This window comes from Pseudomonas segetis (genome assembly GCF_900188155.1).
GTDB classification, from domain to species: Bacteria; Pseudomonadota; Gammaproteobacteria; order Pseudomonadales; family Pseudomonadaceae; genus Aquipseudomonas; species Aquipseudomonas segetis.
The window spans coordinates 106704-123145 of record NZ_FZOG01000006.1; the positions used below are offsets into that span (position 1 = coordinate 106704).

Consider the following 16442-nt stretch of genomic DNA (forward strand, 5'->3'; position numbering starts at 1 on the left):
CCTTGTGCTAAGCTGTAGTTGGCCCATCGGCGCTGGCCGCCGAATCGCAAGAGGCCCCGGACAGCGCGGTGACCGCCGAGGCCCGGGCTGTCTATGAGCGTATGCACACCAGCCTGCAGGCGCTCAAACGGTACTCCGTCAGCGTGCAGTCGAGCCAGGACGAGGTCCTCGACTACGGCTACAAGCTGCAACACAACTCACAGGCAACCCTCGATGTGCAAGCGCCCACGCACTTGCGAGCGCAGATCAGCGGCGAAGCGCCGCGCCTGATCGTCTACGACGGTAACACCCTGACCCTGGCCAGCCCAGAACAGGGTTATTACGCCCAAACGCCCGCCCCGGCGACCCTCAACCAACTGGTCAACGGGCTGATTGCCCATGATGTTGAAATGCCCCTGGTCGACTTTCTCAGCCAAACCCGGCAAGCGCAATTCCTCGCGGGCGTTAAGCGTGGCGTGCTGGTCGATAGCGAACAGATCGATGGGCAAACCTGTGACCACCTGGCCTTTCGCGAACCAACTATCGACTGGCAACTCTGGGTCAGCCAAGGCGCGCAGGCGTTGCCTTGCAAACTGGTGATTACGACCCGATACACCCTCGGTGATCCGCAGTACCAGGCGACCATGAAGTGGAATACCAATCCCGGTTTTGCAGCCGATCACTTCACCTTCGTGGCTGGCAAGGATGCCAAGCGTATTCCCTTCACCCGAGACAGCGTTGCGCCCCAACAGGAGCCACAGCCATGACAGCTCAAGTACCGCAGCTCCTTGGTTATTTGGCCCTGTCATTGCTGCTAATCGGTGCGCCACTGGTTGAAGCCGCTCGCCTCGGCGGGCACGGCGCTGGTGGAGGCGTGAGGGCACACAGCTCGGTGAGCCATGCGCGTGCGGCAAGCCAGCCGCGGGTGCAACCGAACCGCAATATTCAGCGTCCGCCAGTCAGGCGCGACAATAACGTCAATATCAATAAAAACATCAACATCAACGATAACCGCAACTATCGCCACGGCGACGTCGATATAGATGTCGACCATCACGGCTGGGGCTGGGACGAAGACGTAGATATCGACGTTGACCACAATGGTCGGGGTGACTGGGATATCGACGTCGATGTCGACCATCACCACCCGGTGGCGACTGCGGCCATTGTCACTGGCAGTGTCTTGGCCATCGGCTCGATGATCAACAGCCTGCCGCCCAACTGCCAGCAGGTCTACCGCCACGGCAACGAATATTACTACTGCAATAACCAGTACTACCAAGCGCAATGGAACAACAACTCGGTGGTCTACGTTGTGGTCAACAATCCATAGGCCACCGGCGCATTCAAGCCTGCGCCTTGGGCAGTTCCAGCCAGGTCAGGTAAACACGCAGGTCGAACTCGATTTGCTGGTAGCCCGGCAGCATGTATTCGCAAAGCTTGTAGAAGGCCTTGTTGTGCTCGGACTCTTTAAGGTGCGCCAGCTCATGCACCACGATCATGTTCAGGAACTCTGGGGCTGCATCCTTGAACAGCGCAGCCACGCGAATCTCTTTCTTGGCCTTGAGCTTGCCGCCCTGAACCCGTGAAATCGCAGTGTGCAGCCCCAATGCACGATGCGTCAGGTCGAGGCGGTTATCGAATAGCACCTTGTCGATATTCGGCGCATTGCGCAGGTGCTCTTGCTTGAGCCCCATTGTGTAGCTGTACAGGGCCTTGTCGCTCTGCACACTGTGCTTGCCACTGTATCGCTGCGCCAGGTAGTCACCCAGGCGACCCTGGTCTATTAATTGGCGTACCTGATCTTGCAGTGCAGCGGGATAGGCCTGCAGGTATTTAAGCGGCGTCATGGTCACAGATTACAGCGCAATGAGGCAGACCATTATGCCGCAATGCCTCACTCGGTCGGAATGACTTTGAGCACCCGCCCTTCAGCGTTGTCGGTAAGCAGGTAGATGTTGCCATCCGGACCGCCGAACACCCCGCGAATCCGCTCATCGAGCTCTTCGAACAACACTTCCTGGCCCGCCAGCATGCCATTTTTCATGCGGATTCGCCTGACGCTTTTTTCCGCCAGTGTCGAGGCAAACAAATCACCCTTCCAGTATTTGAAGCCTGAGCCGCTGTAGAGCATCAAGCTGGAAGGCGCGACCGAAGGTGTCCATTGCAGCAAGGGTTGCTCCAACCCAGGAAGCTCGGTGTAAGGCGAGATTTGCGCGCCGTTGTAATCGACTCCGTAGGTGATCAACGGCCAGCCATAGTTGACGCCCGGCTTGATCAGATTCAGCTCATCGCCGCCCCGCGGGCCATGCTCGTGGCTGTAGACACGCTTGAGCTGCGGCGCATAAACAATGCCTTGCACGTTGCGATGGCCGTAGCTGTATACCTCTGGTGCCGCATCTTTGACATCCACAAAAGGATTGTCCTCAGGCACGCTGCCATCGCGGTTGATTCGAACAATCTTGCCCAGATGATTGCTCAGGTCTTGCGCCTGTTCGCGGTAGTCGAAACCATCGCCCAGGGTTAGCAACAAGCTGTTGTCCGGCAGAAAAGCTATCCGCCCGCCATAGTGAGAACTGCCAGCCTTGGCGGGCAGTGCGGTGAACAGGGTTTTCACATCCTGTAACTGTCCATCGACCAGCCGGGCACTGGCAAGGCGCGTGTTGTTGGCACTGCGATCGCCGTAGGAATAGCTGAAGAAAATGCGCTGGTTTTGCTCGAACTCAGGGTCCAGCACCACGTCCAGCAGGCCCGCCTGGGAGGTTGCGTATATCTCGGGCAACCCGCCAACGGCTTGCTCCTGCAACTGGCCGCTGGCGGCGATGATGCGCAAACGGCCGCCACGCTCGGTCACCAACATGCGCCCATCGGGCAAAAATGCCATCGACCAGGGATACTCAAGACCTTCGGTAAAGGTCTCTATACGATAATCGGTGGTGGCTGACGCCGGGCTCAGCCAGAAGCAGGCAAGCAAGAGTACGGCGGATGGGCTACGCGCTTTTTCGATCATGGTAAAACCTTCTAGTCGGCGCAAAATTACGTTGCGGTTCGGCAACGCACGGCAAAAAACAATGCGCCAACACTACCGCTGGCCATTAATCCAAGGGTGCCCACGAACGAACGGTTGGCACCAATAAAGGTCGGCATCGGCAGCACTGCATTAACCAGCGTAAGGCCCAGGAAAATTGCCAGGGCACCCGCCAGGGCGAATAGCATCCAGCGGGCATCAGGTACCTTTTTGCTCAGCCAGGCGGCCATGGGCAGTGCGCAAGCGAAACCCAGCAACACCAGGATCGCAAATACCGGGCTAAACCCCAGAACATCCAGGCAGGTCGTTTCCACGCGCACATCGATTGGCATCGGGGCGCCCAAGGCCTGCAACTGAGCGAGGTTGTACTGTGTTTGTAGAATGCTTCCCACCAGCGTTGTCACCAACACGGCGAGGACAAACTGCAGCAAGACTCGCGAGTTGTTGGGCATAAAGGAGAACATCCTGGGCGAATTATCAGGCAAGTATGAGCCAGACCCGCGCAAGAGGGGCGTTAGGAGTTTTACATGGTTTTTCGTAAAGCCCTCGAGGGCCGTAAAATGTGCGAACAGAGCGCGGCCCAGCGCTACCAAATTCAATGTTCCAGACACCAAAAAGCCCGCAATTGCGGGCTTTTTGGCTGCTGCAAAGGCTTTACTTGACCTTGGAGGCCAGTTCGCCGCTTGCATAACGTTGAAACATAGCTTCGAGTGAAACGGGCTTGATCTTTGATGCATTACCCGCTGTGCCGAAGGCTTCATAGCGCGCAATACAAATATCACGCATGGCTTCTACGGTTTTGCCGAAGAACTTGCGCGGATCGAACTCGCTCGGCTGTTCAGCCATCATGCGACGCATGGCACCGGTTGATGCCAGGCGCAGGTCGGTATCGATGTTGACCTTGCGTACACCGTGCTTGATGCCTTCAACAATTTCCTCGACTGGCACGCCGTAGGTTTCCTTGATGTCGCCACCGTACTGGTTGATGATCGCCAACCACTCCTGCGGGACCGAAGATGAACCGTGCATGACCAAGTGGGTGTTGGGAATGCGCTGGTGAATCGCCTTGATACGGTCGATCGCCAGGATGTCGCCAGTTGGTGGCTTGGTGAACTTGTAGGCCCCATGGCTGGTACCAATCGCGATCGCCAAGGCATCAACCTGAGTGCGCTTGACGAAGTCGGCGGCCTCTTCCGGGTCAGTCAGCATCTGGCTGTGATCCAGAATGCCTTCGGCACCGATACCATCTTCTTCGCCAGCCTGACCAGTTTCCAGGCTGCCCAGGCAACCCAGTTCGCCCTCTACCGAAACACCGCAGGCATGGGCCATGGCCACGGTTTCCTGGGTGACACGCACGTTGTAGTCGTAGTCAGCCGGGGTCTTGCCGTCTTCTTTCAGTGAGCCGTCCATCATCACCGAGCTGAAGCCCAGCTGAATCGAACGCTGGCAAACCGAAGGACTGGTGCCGTGATCCTGGTGCATGCACACGGGGATATGCGGGAATTCTTCGATTGCCGCCAGAATCAGGTGGCGCAAGAACGGCGCACCGGCATATTTGCGAGCACCTGCCGAAGCCTGAACGATGACCGGTGAATCGGTCTTGTCAGCAGCTTCCATGATGGCGCGCATTTGCTCAAGGTTGTTAACGTTGAATGCTGGAACGCCGTAACCAAACTCGGCGGCGTGGTCGAGCATCTGGCGCATGCTGATAAGTGCCATATTTTCCTGTCTCCCGATTGGGCTGTTAATCATCAAAGCCTGTCGCAAGAACAGGCTTAGTTAAATAGTGCTTAACCTTAGGCTACCGCTTAAGGTGCTTTACAACCACGACCAATCAAATCATCAGTGGCAGTACGGTAAATCAAGCCTTCGTTGCCCTTGGTATGAAAGGTCAACATGCCATCGCTGTACATGGCGCCGGAACCCGAAGGCTGGCGCTCAAGACGATGTACGATATCGCCACCGCCGACCCGCACATCCACTGCGTCCTGGGACGAATCGACAAAGCGCCACAGCACTTCAGCCTGACTGTCACAAACCCAGCGTGTCCAGTTATCGGTCGGTGCCTCGGTCGCACATCCAGCGACAAAGCCCAAGCCTGTGAACACAACTGCAGCGCAGAGTGCCTTAACGTTCATCGCATTGCCCCATTAGCAATCGTTCATCAATTCTGGTCCCGCCGCCGGAACCTCATGCCGCAGCACATGTCGGCTAACGCCGTCACGACTGTAACGGTCGTATGTCACCGCCGGCCGTTCTGGCTGCATAAACACCATGTCGCAGTGTTGGTCCTGATCGAGTGCCGCCGAACTGCAAGCCACAACCGACAGGCAAGCGCACAGCAACATGGTCAAGGCACTTAAAGACTTCAACATCACACCAGCCGTTTACAGGTCAGCCAATCAGCAGTTGGTTTCTTCATAGGAGGTACCTGTTGGATCGCCGGTGCTCTGCGATTCGATACGCATATCCTGGTTTTCAGTCGGTGACTCGATGTTGGCAGGGCTGAATATCTTGCAGGCACGCTCATGACGCGCCTCGCTCAAGCAACCTGCCAGCAAGGTGGCAGACGCCAACAAAACCATAGTATTTCGCATCTTAACTTACTCCTTATCCATTCAGCCCAGCTCCTGCTAGGTCATTATGTGACGCCGCAAGGCCAGGTTTAGCCTTTAGCGCGCTGTTCCAACATATCCACAGCAGGCAATACCTTACCTTCAACAAACTCAAGGAAGGCGCCACCGCCAGTGGAAATGTAAGAGATCTTGTCGGCGACTGCGTATTTGTCGATTGCCGCCAGGGTATCGCCACCGCCAGCAATGGAGAATGCCGAGCTTTCGGCAATGGCCAGCGCCAGCGCCTTGGTGCCTTGGCCAAACTGGTCAAACTCGAAGACACCAACCGGGCCATTCCACAGGATAGTCTTGGAAGACTTGAGCAACTCGGCAAATTGCGCGGCGGTTTGCGGGCCGATATCGAGAATCATGTCGTCTTCAGCCACATCAGCGACCAGCTTGACCGTGGCCGCTGCTGACTCGGCGAACTCCTTGGCGACCACCACATCAACTGGCAAGGGTACATTGACCTTGGCCGCGATGGCCTTGGCAGTCGCCACCAGATCCGCTTCGTACAGCGACTTGCCGACCGGGAAACCGGCGGCGGCAAGGAAGGTATTGGCAATACCGCCACCGACGATCAACTGATCGCAAATTTCACTGAGGCTATTGAGCACATCGAGCTTGGTCGAAACCTTGGAGCCAGCAACGATTGCAGCCATTGGCTTGGCGGGATTGCCCAGGGCCTTACCCAGGGCATCCAGTTCGGCGGCCAGCAACGGGCCAGCTGCAGCCACCTTGGCGAATTTGGCTACGCCATGGGTCGAGCCCTGGGCGCGGTGCGCGGTACCGAATGCGTCCATCACGAAAACATCACACAAAGCAGCGTATTGCTGCGCCAATTGATCGGTGTTCTTCTTTTCACCGGCGTTGAAACGCACGTTTTCCAGAAGCACCAGATCACCGGCGGCCAGTTCAACACCGCCCAGGTAATCCTTGATCAGCGGGACCTCGCGGCCGAGCGCCTTGCTCAGATAGTCAGCCACGGGCTTGAGGCTGTCTTCTTCTGAGTACTGGCCTTCGGTCGGGCGGCCGAGGTGCGAGCAAACCATGACCGCCGCGCCTTTCTCCAATGCCAGCTTGATGGTTGGCAAGGAGGCCAGAATGCGAGCGTCGCTTTTTACAACACCGTCTTTTACCGGCACGTTGAGATCTTCGCGAATCAGTACGCGTTTACCTTGCAGATCAAGGTCGGTCATTTTCACTACGGGTTTAAAAGCAGAGGCCATGTATTCAGTCCTTCACGGGGGCTGTTTGGGTGGAAACATTCAAATAGTGTTCGGCAACATCGAGCATGCGATTGGCAAAGCCCCATTCATTGTCGAACCAAGTCAGTATATTCACCAGCCGCGGGCCAGAGACGCGCGTTTGGCTGCCATCGACAATCGCAGAATGCGGGTCATGGTTGAAATCGCAACTGGCATGCGGCAGTTCAGTGTAGGCCAGCAAACCACGAAGCGGACCAGCTTGCGAGGCTTCACGCAGTACCCGGTTGATTTCCTCGGGGCTGGTGTCACAGCCAGTCTGAATCGTGATGTCCAAGCAAGACACGTTAACCGTTGGCACGCGTATAGCTTTGGCCTGAATCCGCCCGGCAAGTTCCGGCATTAACCGCTCAATGCCACGGGCAAGGCCTGTGGACACCGGAATCACTGACTGGAACGCCGAGCGGGTGCGACGCAAATCTTCATGGTGATAGGCATCAATGACCGGCTGATCGTTCATCGCCGAGTGAATCGTGGTGATCGAAACATACTCGATGCCAACCGCTTCATTGAGCACCTTCAACAAGGGCACGCCGCAGTTGGTGGTGCAGGATGCGTTGGACACCAAGCGCTCGGCACCGGTCAAGGCATGCTGGTTAACGCCAAATACGATGGTCGCGTCGATATCCGCTTCACTGGCCATGGGTTGTGACATCAACACCCGTGGCGCGCCCGCGTTGATAAAACGCTGCGCCTCGATGCGCGTGGTGTATTGCCCCGAACATTCGAGCAGCAAGTCGATATCAAGCGCCGCCCAATTGATGCTTTCCGGGGTTTCGCCGCGCAGTACCTTTACGCAATCACCATTGATATGCAGACAGTCGCCGTCGACCCGAACCTCGCCGGGAAAACGCCCGTGGGTTGAGTCAAAACGCGTCAAATATTCAATGCTCGACTGATCAGCCAGGTCGTTAAGCGCGACAATCTCAATACCCGCGCCCTCTCCACGCTCATGCAAGGCACGCAGCACGCAGCGACCGATACGACCGTAGCCATTGAGTGCGATTCTGTAGGGACGCTTGGACATGCTGGACTCAGCTCTCGACAAGGTGCGGGAATAGACTGCAAGTCAGCCGGCAACACCGGCCAACCTGCACGTACAGAGGTTCCTTAGCCTTCAAGCATTTCGGCAGCGGTTTCCAGAATATTCTCGACTGTGAAACCAAAATGCTCGAACAACGCAGGTGCCGGTGCAGACTCACCAAAGGTGGTCATGCCGATGACCTGGCCCTCAAGGCCGACGTACTTGTACCAGAAGTCTGCGTGAGCAGCCTCGATGGCGATACGCGCGCCCACCTGGACCGGCAATACGGACTGCTTGTAGCCGGCATCCTGTGCGTCGAAAACGCTGGTGCACGGCATCGAAACCACACGCACATTCTTGCCCTGGGCCGTCAGCTTGTCGTAGGCCTCAACCGCAAGGCCAACTTCCGAGCCGGTGGCAATCAGGATCAGCTCTGGCTCGCCAGCGCAATCTTTAAGCACATAACCACCACGGGCGATGTCGTTCAACTGGGCGACTTCACGGCCTTGGTGCGGCAGGTTCTGACGCGAGAAGATCAGCGCCGACGGGCCATCGTTACGCTCGATTGCGTATTTCCAGGCCACTGCCGATTCGACCGCATCGGCTGGACGCCAGGTATCGAGGTTCGGCGTTGAGCGCAGGCTGGTCAATTGCTCGACCGGCTGGTGAGTCGGGCCGTCTTCGCCCAGACCGATTGAGTCATGGGTGAATACATAAAGCACGCGCTTCTTCATCAGTGCCGACATACGCACCGCATTGCGTGCGTATTCCATGAAGATCAGGAACGTCGCGCCATACGGCACGAAACCGCCGTGCAGGGCGATACCGTTCATGATCGCGCTCATGCCGAACTCGCGGACACCGTAGTACATGTAGTTGCCGGATGCGTCTTCAGCCGAGACGCCCTTGCAGCCTTTCCACAAGGTCAGGTTGGAACCAGCCAGGTCAGCCGAGCCGCCAAGGAACTCAGGCAACAGCGGACCAAAGGCATTCAGGGTGTTCTGGCTGGCCTTGCGGCTGGCAATGGTTTCGCCCTTGACCGCAACTTCAGTGATATAGGCAGCGGCTTTCTCGGAGAAATCAGCCGGCAGCTCACCGGCCATGCGGCGTTTCAGCTCGCTGGCCAACTCTGGGTACGCGGCGGCGTAGGCAGCGAAGCGCTGATCCCACTCGGCTTCAACAGCAGCACCCGCTTGCTTGGCATCCCACTGCGCATAGATATCGGCAGGGATTTCAAATGGGCCGTGGTTCCACTCCAGCGCCGCGCGGGTCAGTGCGATCTCGTCATGGCCCAGTGCTGCACCGTGGCAATCTTCCTTGCCCTGCTTGTTCGGCGAACCAAAACCGATGATGGTTTTGCAGCAGATCAGCGTGGGCTGTTCGCTTTTGCGGGCAGTCTCGATGGCGATCTTGATTTCTTCGGCGTCGTGGCCGTCAACATTGCGGATCACTTGCCAGCCATAGGCTTCAAACCGCTTCGGCGTATCGTCGCTGAACCAGCCTTCAACTTCGCCGTCGATGGAAATGCCGTTGTCATCGTAGAAGGCAATCAGCTTGCCCAGGCCCAGGGTGCCCGCCAGGGAGCACACTTCGTGGGAGATGCCTTCCATCATGCAACCGTCGCCCATGAAGGCATAGGTGTAGTGATCGACAATCTTGTGACCATCGCGGTTGAACTGGGCCGCCAGGACTTTTTCAGCGATGGCAAAGCCTACGGCGTTGGCAATCCCCTGGCCCAACGGACCGGTGGTGGTTTCAACGCCCGGGGTGTAGCCGTACTCAGGGTGACCAGGCGTGCGGCTGCCCATCTGGCGGAATTGCTTGAGGTCTTCGATACCCAGGTCATAGCCGGTCAGGTGCAGCAGCGAATAAATCAGCATCGAGCCATGGCCGTTGGACAGTACAAAACGGTCACGGTCGGCAAACTCAGGGTTATTCGGGTTGTGCTTGAGGTAATCGCGCCACAATACTTCAGCGATATCGGCCATACCCATTGGGGCACCCGGGTGGCCGCTGTTGGCTTTCTGCACGGCATCCATACTCAAAGCACGGATGGCATTGGCGCATTCACGACGGCTGGGCATCGCTGATCTCCTGAGGGACAAATTTGAAAAGGCACCCATTTTCGCCCACCAAGGCGGTGCGGGGCAATGACAGATAGTCATGCAGCGGCGAATACTTGAGGAAAAGCTGCAATCTTGTCGATTTTCAGCCGTGTAACCGGCAAATCTGCCGTCAGAGCGACATATTTGCAGTCATATCCCGCCGAGTTCGCTCATGCAGGTACAAGCCAGCCCGATTCGCGCTCGAACAGTTGCACCTGGAGCGATGATCGCAAGAAACACTTGGCGAAGGCTCTACCTGAAGCACTGCAACCAGGCCCGACAACAGCAATATCAAAATATTTTGATATTGCTGTTGCTGTATGAAAATTGACCGCTTAGACTGCCCACCTTATGAACATGCGTGTGCCCCAGCTCCGTTTTGAGCCAGCCGATGAACTGGCCGCCCTGTGTAAAGCTGGCGGCGACCCACTGCGCCTCAATGTATTGCGCGCCCTGAGCAACGATTCATTTGGCGTACTGGAACTGGCGCAGATATTTGCCATTGGCCAATCAGGCATGAGCCACCACCTCAAGGTGCTGGCGCAAGCCAAGCTGGTGGCCACGCGTCGCGAAGGCAATGCGATTTTTTACCGTCGCGCCTTCGCCGACAACAAACGTTTTGGTGGCCGGCTGCACAGCGCCTTGCTTGATGAAGTTGATGCGCTAGCCTTACCCGCCGAGGTGCAGGCCCGCATTGCTGCGGTCCATGCCCAGCGTGCAAGCGCCAGCCAGGAGTTTTTTGCGCGCATGGCAGATAACTTTCAAGCCCAGCAGGACTTGATCGCAGGTCTGCCACAGTATCGCGACAGCGTGCTGGCGGTGCTGGATACGCTGGGCTTTGCCGCCAGCGCCAGCGTGATTGAAGTAGGCCCCGGCGACGGCGGTTTTCTGCCTGAGCTTGCGAGTCGCTTTAGCCAGGTGACGGCGCTGGACAATAGCCAGGCGATGCTCGAAATAGCACGCCAGACATGCGACAAAAGCAGCTTGAGCAATGTGCAACTGGTGCTCGCTGATGCGTTGAATGATTCATACCCAAGCGCCGATTGCCTGGTGCTGAACATGGTGCTTCACCATTTTGCAGCGCCGGCAGAAGCCCTTAAACAGCTTGCGGCGCGGGTTAATCCCGGCGGCAGCTTGCTGGTAACCGAGTTATGCAGCCATAACCAGAGCTGGGCCAGGCAGGCCTGCGGCGATCTTTGGTTGGGCTTTGAACAGGACGACTTGGCCCATTGGGCCATCGCCGCAGGGCTGACGCCAGGTGAAAGCCTGTATGTCGGCCTACGCAATGGATTTCAAATTCAGGTGCGGCACTTTGCCAAGCCCGATGAATACACAGGCTTCAGAGCGAATTTCCGCCCGCAGCCGATCTCACCCACCGGTATTAATTAGGAAGACCGATAGATGAGCGAATACTCCCTGTTTACCTCTGAGTCTGTGTCTGAAGGGCACCCGGACAAAATTGCTGACCAGATTTCCGATGCAGTGCTCGACGCAATCATCAGCAAAGACAAGCACGCACGCGTGGCCTGCGAAACCATGGTCAAGACCGGTGTTGCCATTATCGCCGGTGAAGTCAGCACCTCGGCCTGGGTTGACCTTGAAGACCTGGTACGTAAAGTCATTATCGACATTGGCTACGACAGCTCGACCGTTGGTTTCGACGGCGCGACCTGCGGCGTGTTGAACATCATCGGCAAGCAGTCGGTAGACATCAACCAGGGCGTTGACCGCAGCAAGCCGGAAGACCAGGGCGCCGGCGACCAGGGCCTGATGTTCGGCTACGCCAGCAACGAAACCGACGTACTGATGCCTGCACCGATCTGCTTCTCGCACCGTTTGGTCGAGCGCCAGGCAGAAGCCCGCAAGTCTGGCCTGCTGCCTTGGCTGCGTCCTGATGCCAAATCACAAGTCACTTGCCGTTACGACAATGGCAAGGTTGTCGGCATCGACGCCATCGTATTGTCGACCCAGCACAACCCGGAAGTCAGCTACAACGACCTGCGCGAAGGCGTGATGGAGCTGATCGTCAAGCACGTGCTGCCAGCAGAATTGCTGCACAAGGACACCCAGTTCCACATCAACCCAACCGGTAACTTTGTGATTGGCGGCCCGGTTGGCGACTGTGGCCTGACCGGCCGCAAGATCATCGTCGACACCTACGGCGGCATGGCCCGCCACGGCGGCGGCGCGTTCTCCGGCAAGGACCCGTCCAAGGTTGACCGCTCGGCAGCCTATGCCGGCCGTTATGTTGCCAAGAACATCGTGGCGGCAGGCTTGGCCGAGCGCTGCGAGATCCAGGTGTCCTACGCCATCGGCGTGGCGCAACCGACCTCTATCTCGCTGAACACCTTCGGCACCGGCAAGATCAGCGATGACAAGATCATCCAGCTGGTTCGCGAGCACTTCGATCTGCGCCCATACGCAATCACCAAGATGCTCGATCTGCTGCATCCGATGTACCAGCCGACAGCTGCCTACGGCCACTTCGGGCGCAACCCTTATGAAATGACCTTTGACGGTGACACCTTCACCGCATTCACCTGGGAACTCACCGACAAGGCTGCGGACCTGCGCGCTGCCGCTGGCTTGTAATTCAAGCAAGACCCTAAGCCCCGCCAAGTGCGGGGCTTTTTTTGGGCTGAAATTTATAAATCAGCCAGGCCCCGTTAAAAGTCGGGCTGCTGCCAGTGCCTTGGACAACTAGGCTGAGCGGGGTATCAAGGCAACGCAAGGATGCGCATGAACAACCCACTGCTATTACTCATAGCGGTCGCGGCTATTGCCCTGCACAGCGAACCTGGCCTCAGCGCTGATTGTCCGCAATGGCCTGCACAGCAGGCACGGGCTGAGATCAGCCAACTGAGCAGGCAAATTGCCGAATGGGACGACGCCTACCATCGCCAGGGCATCTCCCTGATCGCCGACGAACTCTATGATCAAGCCCTGGCCAAGCAGCAACGCTGGCAACGCTGTTTTCCCTTCGCAGCACAAGACTCGGGACAACCATTGGCCACCAGTCGCGGCACGATCAAACACCCGATCGCCCAGACCGGCCTGAACAAACTGGCCAGTACCCAGGAGCTGGATGCCTGGATCAGCACACGACAGGACATCTGGGTGCAACCCAAGGTCGACGGCGTGGCGGTTAGCCTGATCTATGACAAAGGCCAGCTTCAGCAGATGATCAGTCGGGGCGACGGCCAGCACGGCCAAGACTGGACATCACGAGCACTGCTGATAACCGCCATTCCCAAGCGGATTGCCTCTCAAGACCCGCTCATTCTCCAGGGCGAGCTGTATTGGCGACTGGAAAATCACATTCAAGCCAAAGCAGGTGGCGTCGGCGCGCGCAGCAAGGTCGCAGGCCTGCTCGCTCGCAAACAGCTCGACATTGAATTGGCTGATGGCGTGGGACTGTTTGTCTGGGACTGGCCACAAGGCCCAGCCGATATGAGTGAACGCCTGGAGCGCTTGGATGAATTGGGATTTCGCGATAGCAAGAACTTCAGCCAGCCCATTCAAAATGCTCGACAAGCCCAGGACTGGCGCACCACCTGGTATACCAGCGCCCTGCCCTTTGCCACCGATGGCATTGTCTTGCGCCAAAATGCCCGCCAGGCAGCGCAACACTGGCAGGCCAGGCCACCCTCCTGGGCCGTGGCCTGGAAATACCCGGTTAGCCAGGCGCTGGCGGAGGTGCGTGAAGTCAGGTTCAAGATCGGTCGCAGCGGACGCATCACCCCGGTACTGAGGCTCGCCGCCACACAACTGGATGACCGCATCATCCAGTATGTCAGCGTCGCAAGCATGCAACGTTGGCAGGCAATGGATATCCGCCCCGGTGACCATGTTGCGATCCGGCTATCAGGCCTGACGATTCCGACGCTTGAAAGCGTGGTCATGCGCAGCAGCATTCGCCAACCGCTTACAGCCCCCGATACGGCAACCTACAACCGCTTGAGCTGTTGGCAATATTCAGCAGCCTGCGCCCAGCAATTTATCGCCCGTCTCAGTTGGCTTGGCGGCAAAGGCGGCTTGGACATGCAAGGCGTTGGCGTAGGCACATGGCGCAAGCTTATCGACGCACGGCATCTTGTCGGTTTACTTGACTGGCTCGACCTGAGCCGCGAACAGCTTGAACAAACCGCAGGACTCGGCGACCGCAGCGCCGCGCATTTAAGCCAGCGCTTTAATGCAGCCCGCCAGCAACCATTCGCGACCTGGCTTGCCGCCCTCGGAGCACCGCCCGGACTGCGCCTGCAGCCTGGCGACAACTGGCAACGGCTAGCCCGGCGAGACGCTCGTGCCTGGCTGCAACAACCGGGGATCGGCGAGGTTCGCGCCAAACAGCTTCAAGCATTCTTTGCCCATCCGCAGGTCGTCAGGCTCCAGGAGAAGCTGCACGCGGCTGGAGTTAATGGCTTTTAGCTGTGGTTTCGGCGCCCAGCAAGCGCAGCGCGCGGAAAACTTTAGCGAACAACCGCAGTCAAAATCAGTTCGCAAAAATAATAAAACGGAGCGAACAGCATGCTTAAGCGATCAACACTTATTTTCCTACTCAGCGGCGCCGCACTATTAACCAATGCCGTGATCACGGCCCAAGCCAGCGACCCGCTAAAAAACTGCATCAGTAAACGCCAGGAACTCAGAGACAAAACCGAAGAAGTTGGCAAACTCGGCGATGCAACCCGGCTGGCGAATATCCAGCAAGAACTGGGCAAGCTGGAAGCACAGTGCGCAAAACTAGGCCTGCACTCAACCCAAGGCACAGAAGTGTCCGAAGCCCAGTTAAAGGTCAGCGCCCGCAAGAAAAACCTGGTTGCAGCACTCGGCGCGGGCGATGCCAACAGCATCGCCGAAAGCCAGAAACTACTGAGCAAGGCCCGCAAAACCCTTGAGCAAGTGGAGTCCCAATCTACGCGCAGCTAGTAAAGCCTTGGGAAGCTCTGAAAAAAGGAAGCGAGCGAAGACAGGACAAAGCGCAACGGGAGTAATAGCCAAGGGCCAGCGCAGCCGCTCCAGGGGCTCCTCAGTGGTTGCGGAACTCCTGATGGCAGGCCTTGCAACTGTCTTCAACAGCCTGCACCGGCGCAACAAGGTCCGTGCTTTTCAATGGCTTGGCAGTGGTTGCCACCACCAGTGCAGCAGTGTTGGCCTCAAGCTCATCTGCTAACTGCTTGAACCGCGCCTGACGCTTCCAGACATCATCACGGGCATTGGTAGCATCTTGCTCCTTGACCTGCGGAAAGTGCTGCCATGGCGTTTTCGACAATGCATCCAGCTTGGCAGCCCCCTCAATAAACCGCTGCTGGTCAAAAACGATACGCCCACGCATCATGCCGCCAAGGTCTTCGCTGGTCTTGAGCATCTGCTTGAAAATAGCCTGGCGCTGACCCAGCGGTGAATTGGGATCAACACCCCCACAGGCGACGAGGGTCAGACTGGCCAACAGAACAAGTAAAACATTTCTCAGCTTCATAACACCTTCGCGCCGCAATCAGGCTCAACAAGCCCGACAGTATCCATGCTCCGACCGCGCCGGCCAAGCGCGGTAATTTGCCGCACGCAGCGACTGCCACGGGATTTGTCGCATAAATACCTGGTCGCCCAACTGCCGCATAGCCCCTTAGGCTCAGGCCGCAACCACAAACAAGCTGATAATCAGGCCCATATTGATAAACCACATGAGCGAACGCACGGGCGCAAGATCGGCAAGGTAACAGGCGGTGTAGAGGATCCGGCTGATGATAAAAGCAATCGCCAACTGATCAATTAGGCTTTGCTGGGCGCCACCGGCCATGTGGGCGATGATCACCGCAGCAGCAAAGGCCGGGGTGACTTCAAAACCATTGAGCTGGGCATTGTTGGCACGTCTGGCGACGCCTTCAACACTGCCAAGATAGGCCCTCGGGTCATGGTTGTTTCGCGGGGTAAAGCCTTGGCTAAGGCCTTTGGCCAGCGCGGTCGACACATAAGGCAGGAAGATCGCAATCAGTACGCACCAGAAGGCAATGGTCATAACAGCTCCGCTGTAAGTCAGATAGGCCCTACAGCTTGAGCTGCAGGGCTCTGATCGTCCATTGTCAGAAGCGCTAACTTGAAGGCAAATCAGGCAATCATGCGGCTAATTTGCCGTTGGCTAATACACAGGCGAGCGACGTCGCGACCCGCTCAGACCTTTACCCCCCAAAAATTGCCAAGTAATTGCCCAAGACGACCACAGTGTTACACCCATGGCGACAGAAAGCCTTGGGCAAAACCGCCTGGCCCGCTATAATCGCCCGGTTTCACGTGACCGACACCGCTTCGGTTACGCCCGCCACCCATCCGAGGGGCGCTGCAGCAGACCCTGGTCTGTCAGGCTCGGATGGGGCGTTAACCATACGCATCAACGGCGCCCATTCGCAGACAACGAATGGAGACTCA

Annotated in this window: 18 protein-coding genes and 1 riboswitch; of the genes, 6 read left to right on the plus strand and 12 right to left on the minus strand. The window is 57.5% G+C overall.

The annotated features are described in order from the left end of the window. The first annotated feature begins 68 nt into the window (after positions 1 to 68). Positions 69 to 746, plus strand: a complete 678-nt coding sequence (locus CHB79_RS17840) for a DUF2092 domain-containing protein (RefSeq protein ID WP_089360886.1) — start codon at positions 69 to 71, stop codon at positions 744 to 746. Then, complete coding sequence (locus CHB79_RS17845) at positions 743 to 1312, plus strand: hypothetical protein (protein WP_010485769.1); 570 nt, start codon at positions 743 to 745, stop codon at positions 1310 to 1312. The genes CHB79_RS17840 and CHB79_RS17845 overlap by 4 nt, the downstream gene beginning before the upstream one ends. Positions 1313 to 1325: 13 nt before the next feature. Here CHB79_RS17845 and CHB79_RS17850 read toward each other — a convergent pair whose 3' ends face one another. The 10 genes from CHB79_RS17850 to tkt form a co-directional block, all read right to left on the minus strand. After that, on the minus strand, positions 1326 to 1829 hold the full coding sequence (locus CHB79_RS17850) for a M48 family metallopeptidase (RefSeq protein WP_089360887.1): 504 nt from the start codon (positions 1827 to 1829) through the stop codon (positions 1326 to 1328). 47 nt (positions 1830 to 1876) lie between these two features. Next, entirely contained in the window at positions 1877 to 2989 is a 1113-nt protein-coding gene (locus CHB79_RS17855) for a PQQ-dependent sugar dehydrogenase (protein WP_089360888.1), read from the minus strand. A gap of 26 nt (positions 2990 to 3015) precedes the next feature. Then, complete coding sequence (locus CHB79_RS17860) at positions 3016 to 3459, minus strand: hypothetical protein (RefSeq protein ID WP_089360889.1); 444 nt, start codon at positions 3457 to 3459, stop codon at positions 3016 to 3018. A 202-nt stretch (positions 3460 to 3661) separates the two neighbouring features. Further along, positions 3662 to 4726, minus strand: coding sequence for a class II fructose-bisphosphate aldolase (fba, locus tag CHB79_RS17865; RefSeq protein WP_089360890.1), 1065 nt, complete (start codon positions 4724 to 4726; stop codon positions 3662 to 3664). Positions 4727 to 4815: 89 nt separating this feature from the next. Beyond that, complete coding sequence (locus tag CHB79_RS17870) at positions 4816 to 5145, minus strand: MliC family protein (RefSeq protein WP_089360891.1); 330 nt, start codon at positions 5143 to 5145, stop codon at positions 4816 to 4818. Positions 5146 to 5157: 12 nt separating this feature from the next. Further along, positions 5158 to 5382 carry a hypothetical protein gene (locus CHB79_RS17875; RefSeq protein ID WP_089360892.1) on the minus strand — a complete coding sequence of 75 codons (225 nt, stop codon included), beginning with the start codon at positions 5380 to 5382 and terminating at the stop codon, positions 5158 to 5160. A 27-nt stretch (positions 5383 to 5409) separates the two neighbouring features. After that, a complete protein-coding gene (locus CHB79_RS17880; protein WP_138943046.1) occupies positions 5410 to 5604 on the minus strand; it encodes a hypothetical protein in 195 nt (64 codons plus the stop codon). A 68-nt stretch (positions 5605 to 5672) separates the two neighbouring features. After that, a complete protein-coding gene (locus CHB79_RS17885) occupies positions 5673 to 6851 on the minus strand; it encodes a phosphoglycerate kinase (RefSeq protein WP_089360893.1) in 1179 nt (392 codons plus the stop codon). A 4-nt stretch (positions 6852 to 6855) separates the two neighbouring features. Next, positions 6856 to 7914, minus strand: a complete 1059-nt coding sequence (gene epd / locus CHB79_RS17890) for an erythrose-4-phosphate dehydrogenase (protein ID WP_089360894.1) — start codon at positions 7912 to 7914, stop codon at positions 6856 to 6858. An 83-nt stretch (positions 7915 to 7997) separates the two neighbouring features. Further along, a complete protein-coding gene (tkt, locus tag CHB79_RS17895; RefSeq protein WP_089360895.1) occupies positions 7998 to 9995 on the minus strand; it encodes a transketolase in 1998 nt (665 codons plus the stop codon). A gap of 372 nt (positions 9996 to 10367) precedes the next feature. On the opposite strand from tkt, the gene CHB79_RS17900 reads away from it, so the two are divergent. The 4 genes from CHB79_RS17900 (at position 10368) to CHB79_RS17915 (ending at position 14945) form a co-directional block, all read left to right on the plus strand. Beyond that, complete coding sequence (locus CHB79_RS17900) at positions 10368 to 11405, plus strand: ArsR/SmtB family transcription factor (protein ID WP_089360896.1); 1038 nt, start codon at positions 10368 to 10370, stop codon at positions 11403 to 11405. A gap of 12 nt (positions 11406 to 11417) precedes the next feature. Continuing rightward, complete coding sequence (metK, locus tag CHB79_RS17905) at positions 11418 to 12608, plus strand: methionine adenosyltransferase (protein ID WP_089360897.1); 1191 nt, start codon at positions 11418 to 11420, stop codon at positions 12606 to 12608. A 141-nt stretch (positions 12609 to 12749) separates the two neighbouring features. After that, complete coding sequence (gene ligB, locus CHB79_RS17910) at positions 12750 to 14444, plus strand: NAD-dependent DNA ligase LigB (RefSeq protein WP_089360898.1); 1695 nt, start codon at positions 12750 to 12752, stop codon at positions 14442 to 14444. Between the two features lie 99 nt (positions 14445 to 14543). Beyond that, positions 14544 to 14945 carry a DUF1090 family protein gene (locus CHB79_RS17915; RefSeq protein WP_089360899.1) on the plus strand — a complete coding sequence of 134 codons (402 nt, stop codon included), beginning with the start codon at positions 14544 to 14546 and terminating at the stop codon, positions 14943 to 14945. A gap of 100 nt (positions 14946 to 15045) precedes the next feature. Here the strand turns inward: CHB79_RS17915 and CHB79_RS17920 are convergent, their stop codons facing one another. Next, positions 15046 to 15495, minus strand: a complete 450-nt coding sequence (locus CHB79_RS17920; protein ID WP_010485736.1) for a c-type cytochrome — start codon at positions 15493 to 15495, stop codon at positions 15046 to 15048. Positions 15496 to 15648: 153 nt separating this feature from the next. Further along, positions 15649 to 16035 (minus strand): MAPEG family protein, encoded by a 387-nt coding sequence (locus CHB79_RS17925; RefSeq protein ID WP_089360900.1) that lies wholly within the window; start codon positions 16033 to 16035, stop codon positions 15649 to 15651. A 304-nt stretch (positions 16036 to 16339) separates the two neighbouring features. Further along, positions 16340 to 16423: riboswitch (S-adenosyl-L-homocysteine riboswitch) on the plus strand. The last annotated feature ends 19 nt before the right edge of the window (positions 16424 to 16442 follow it).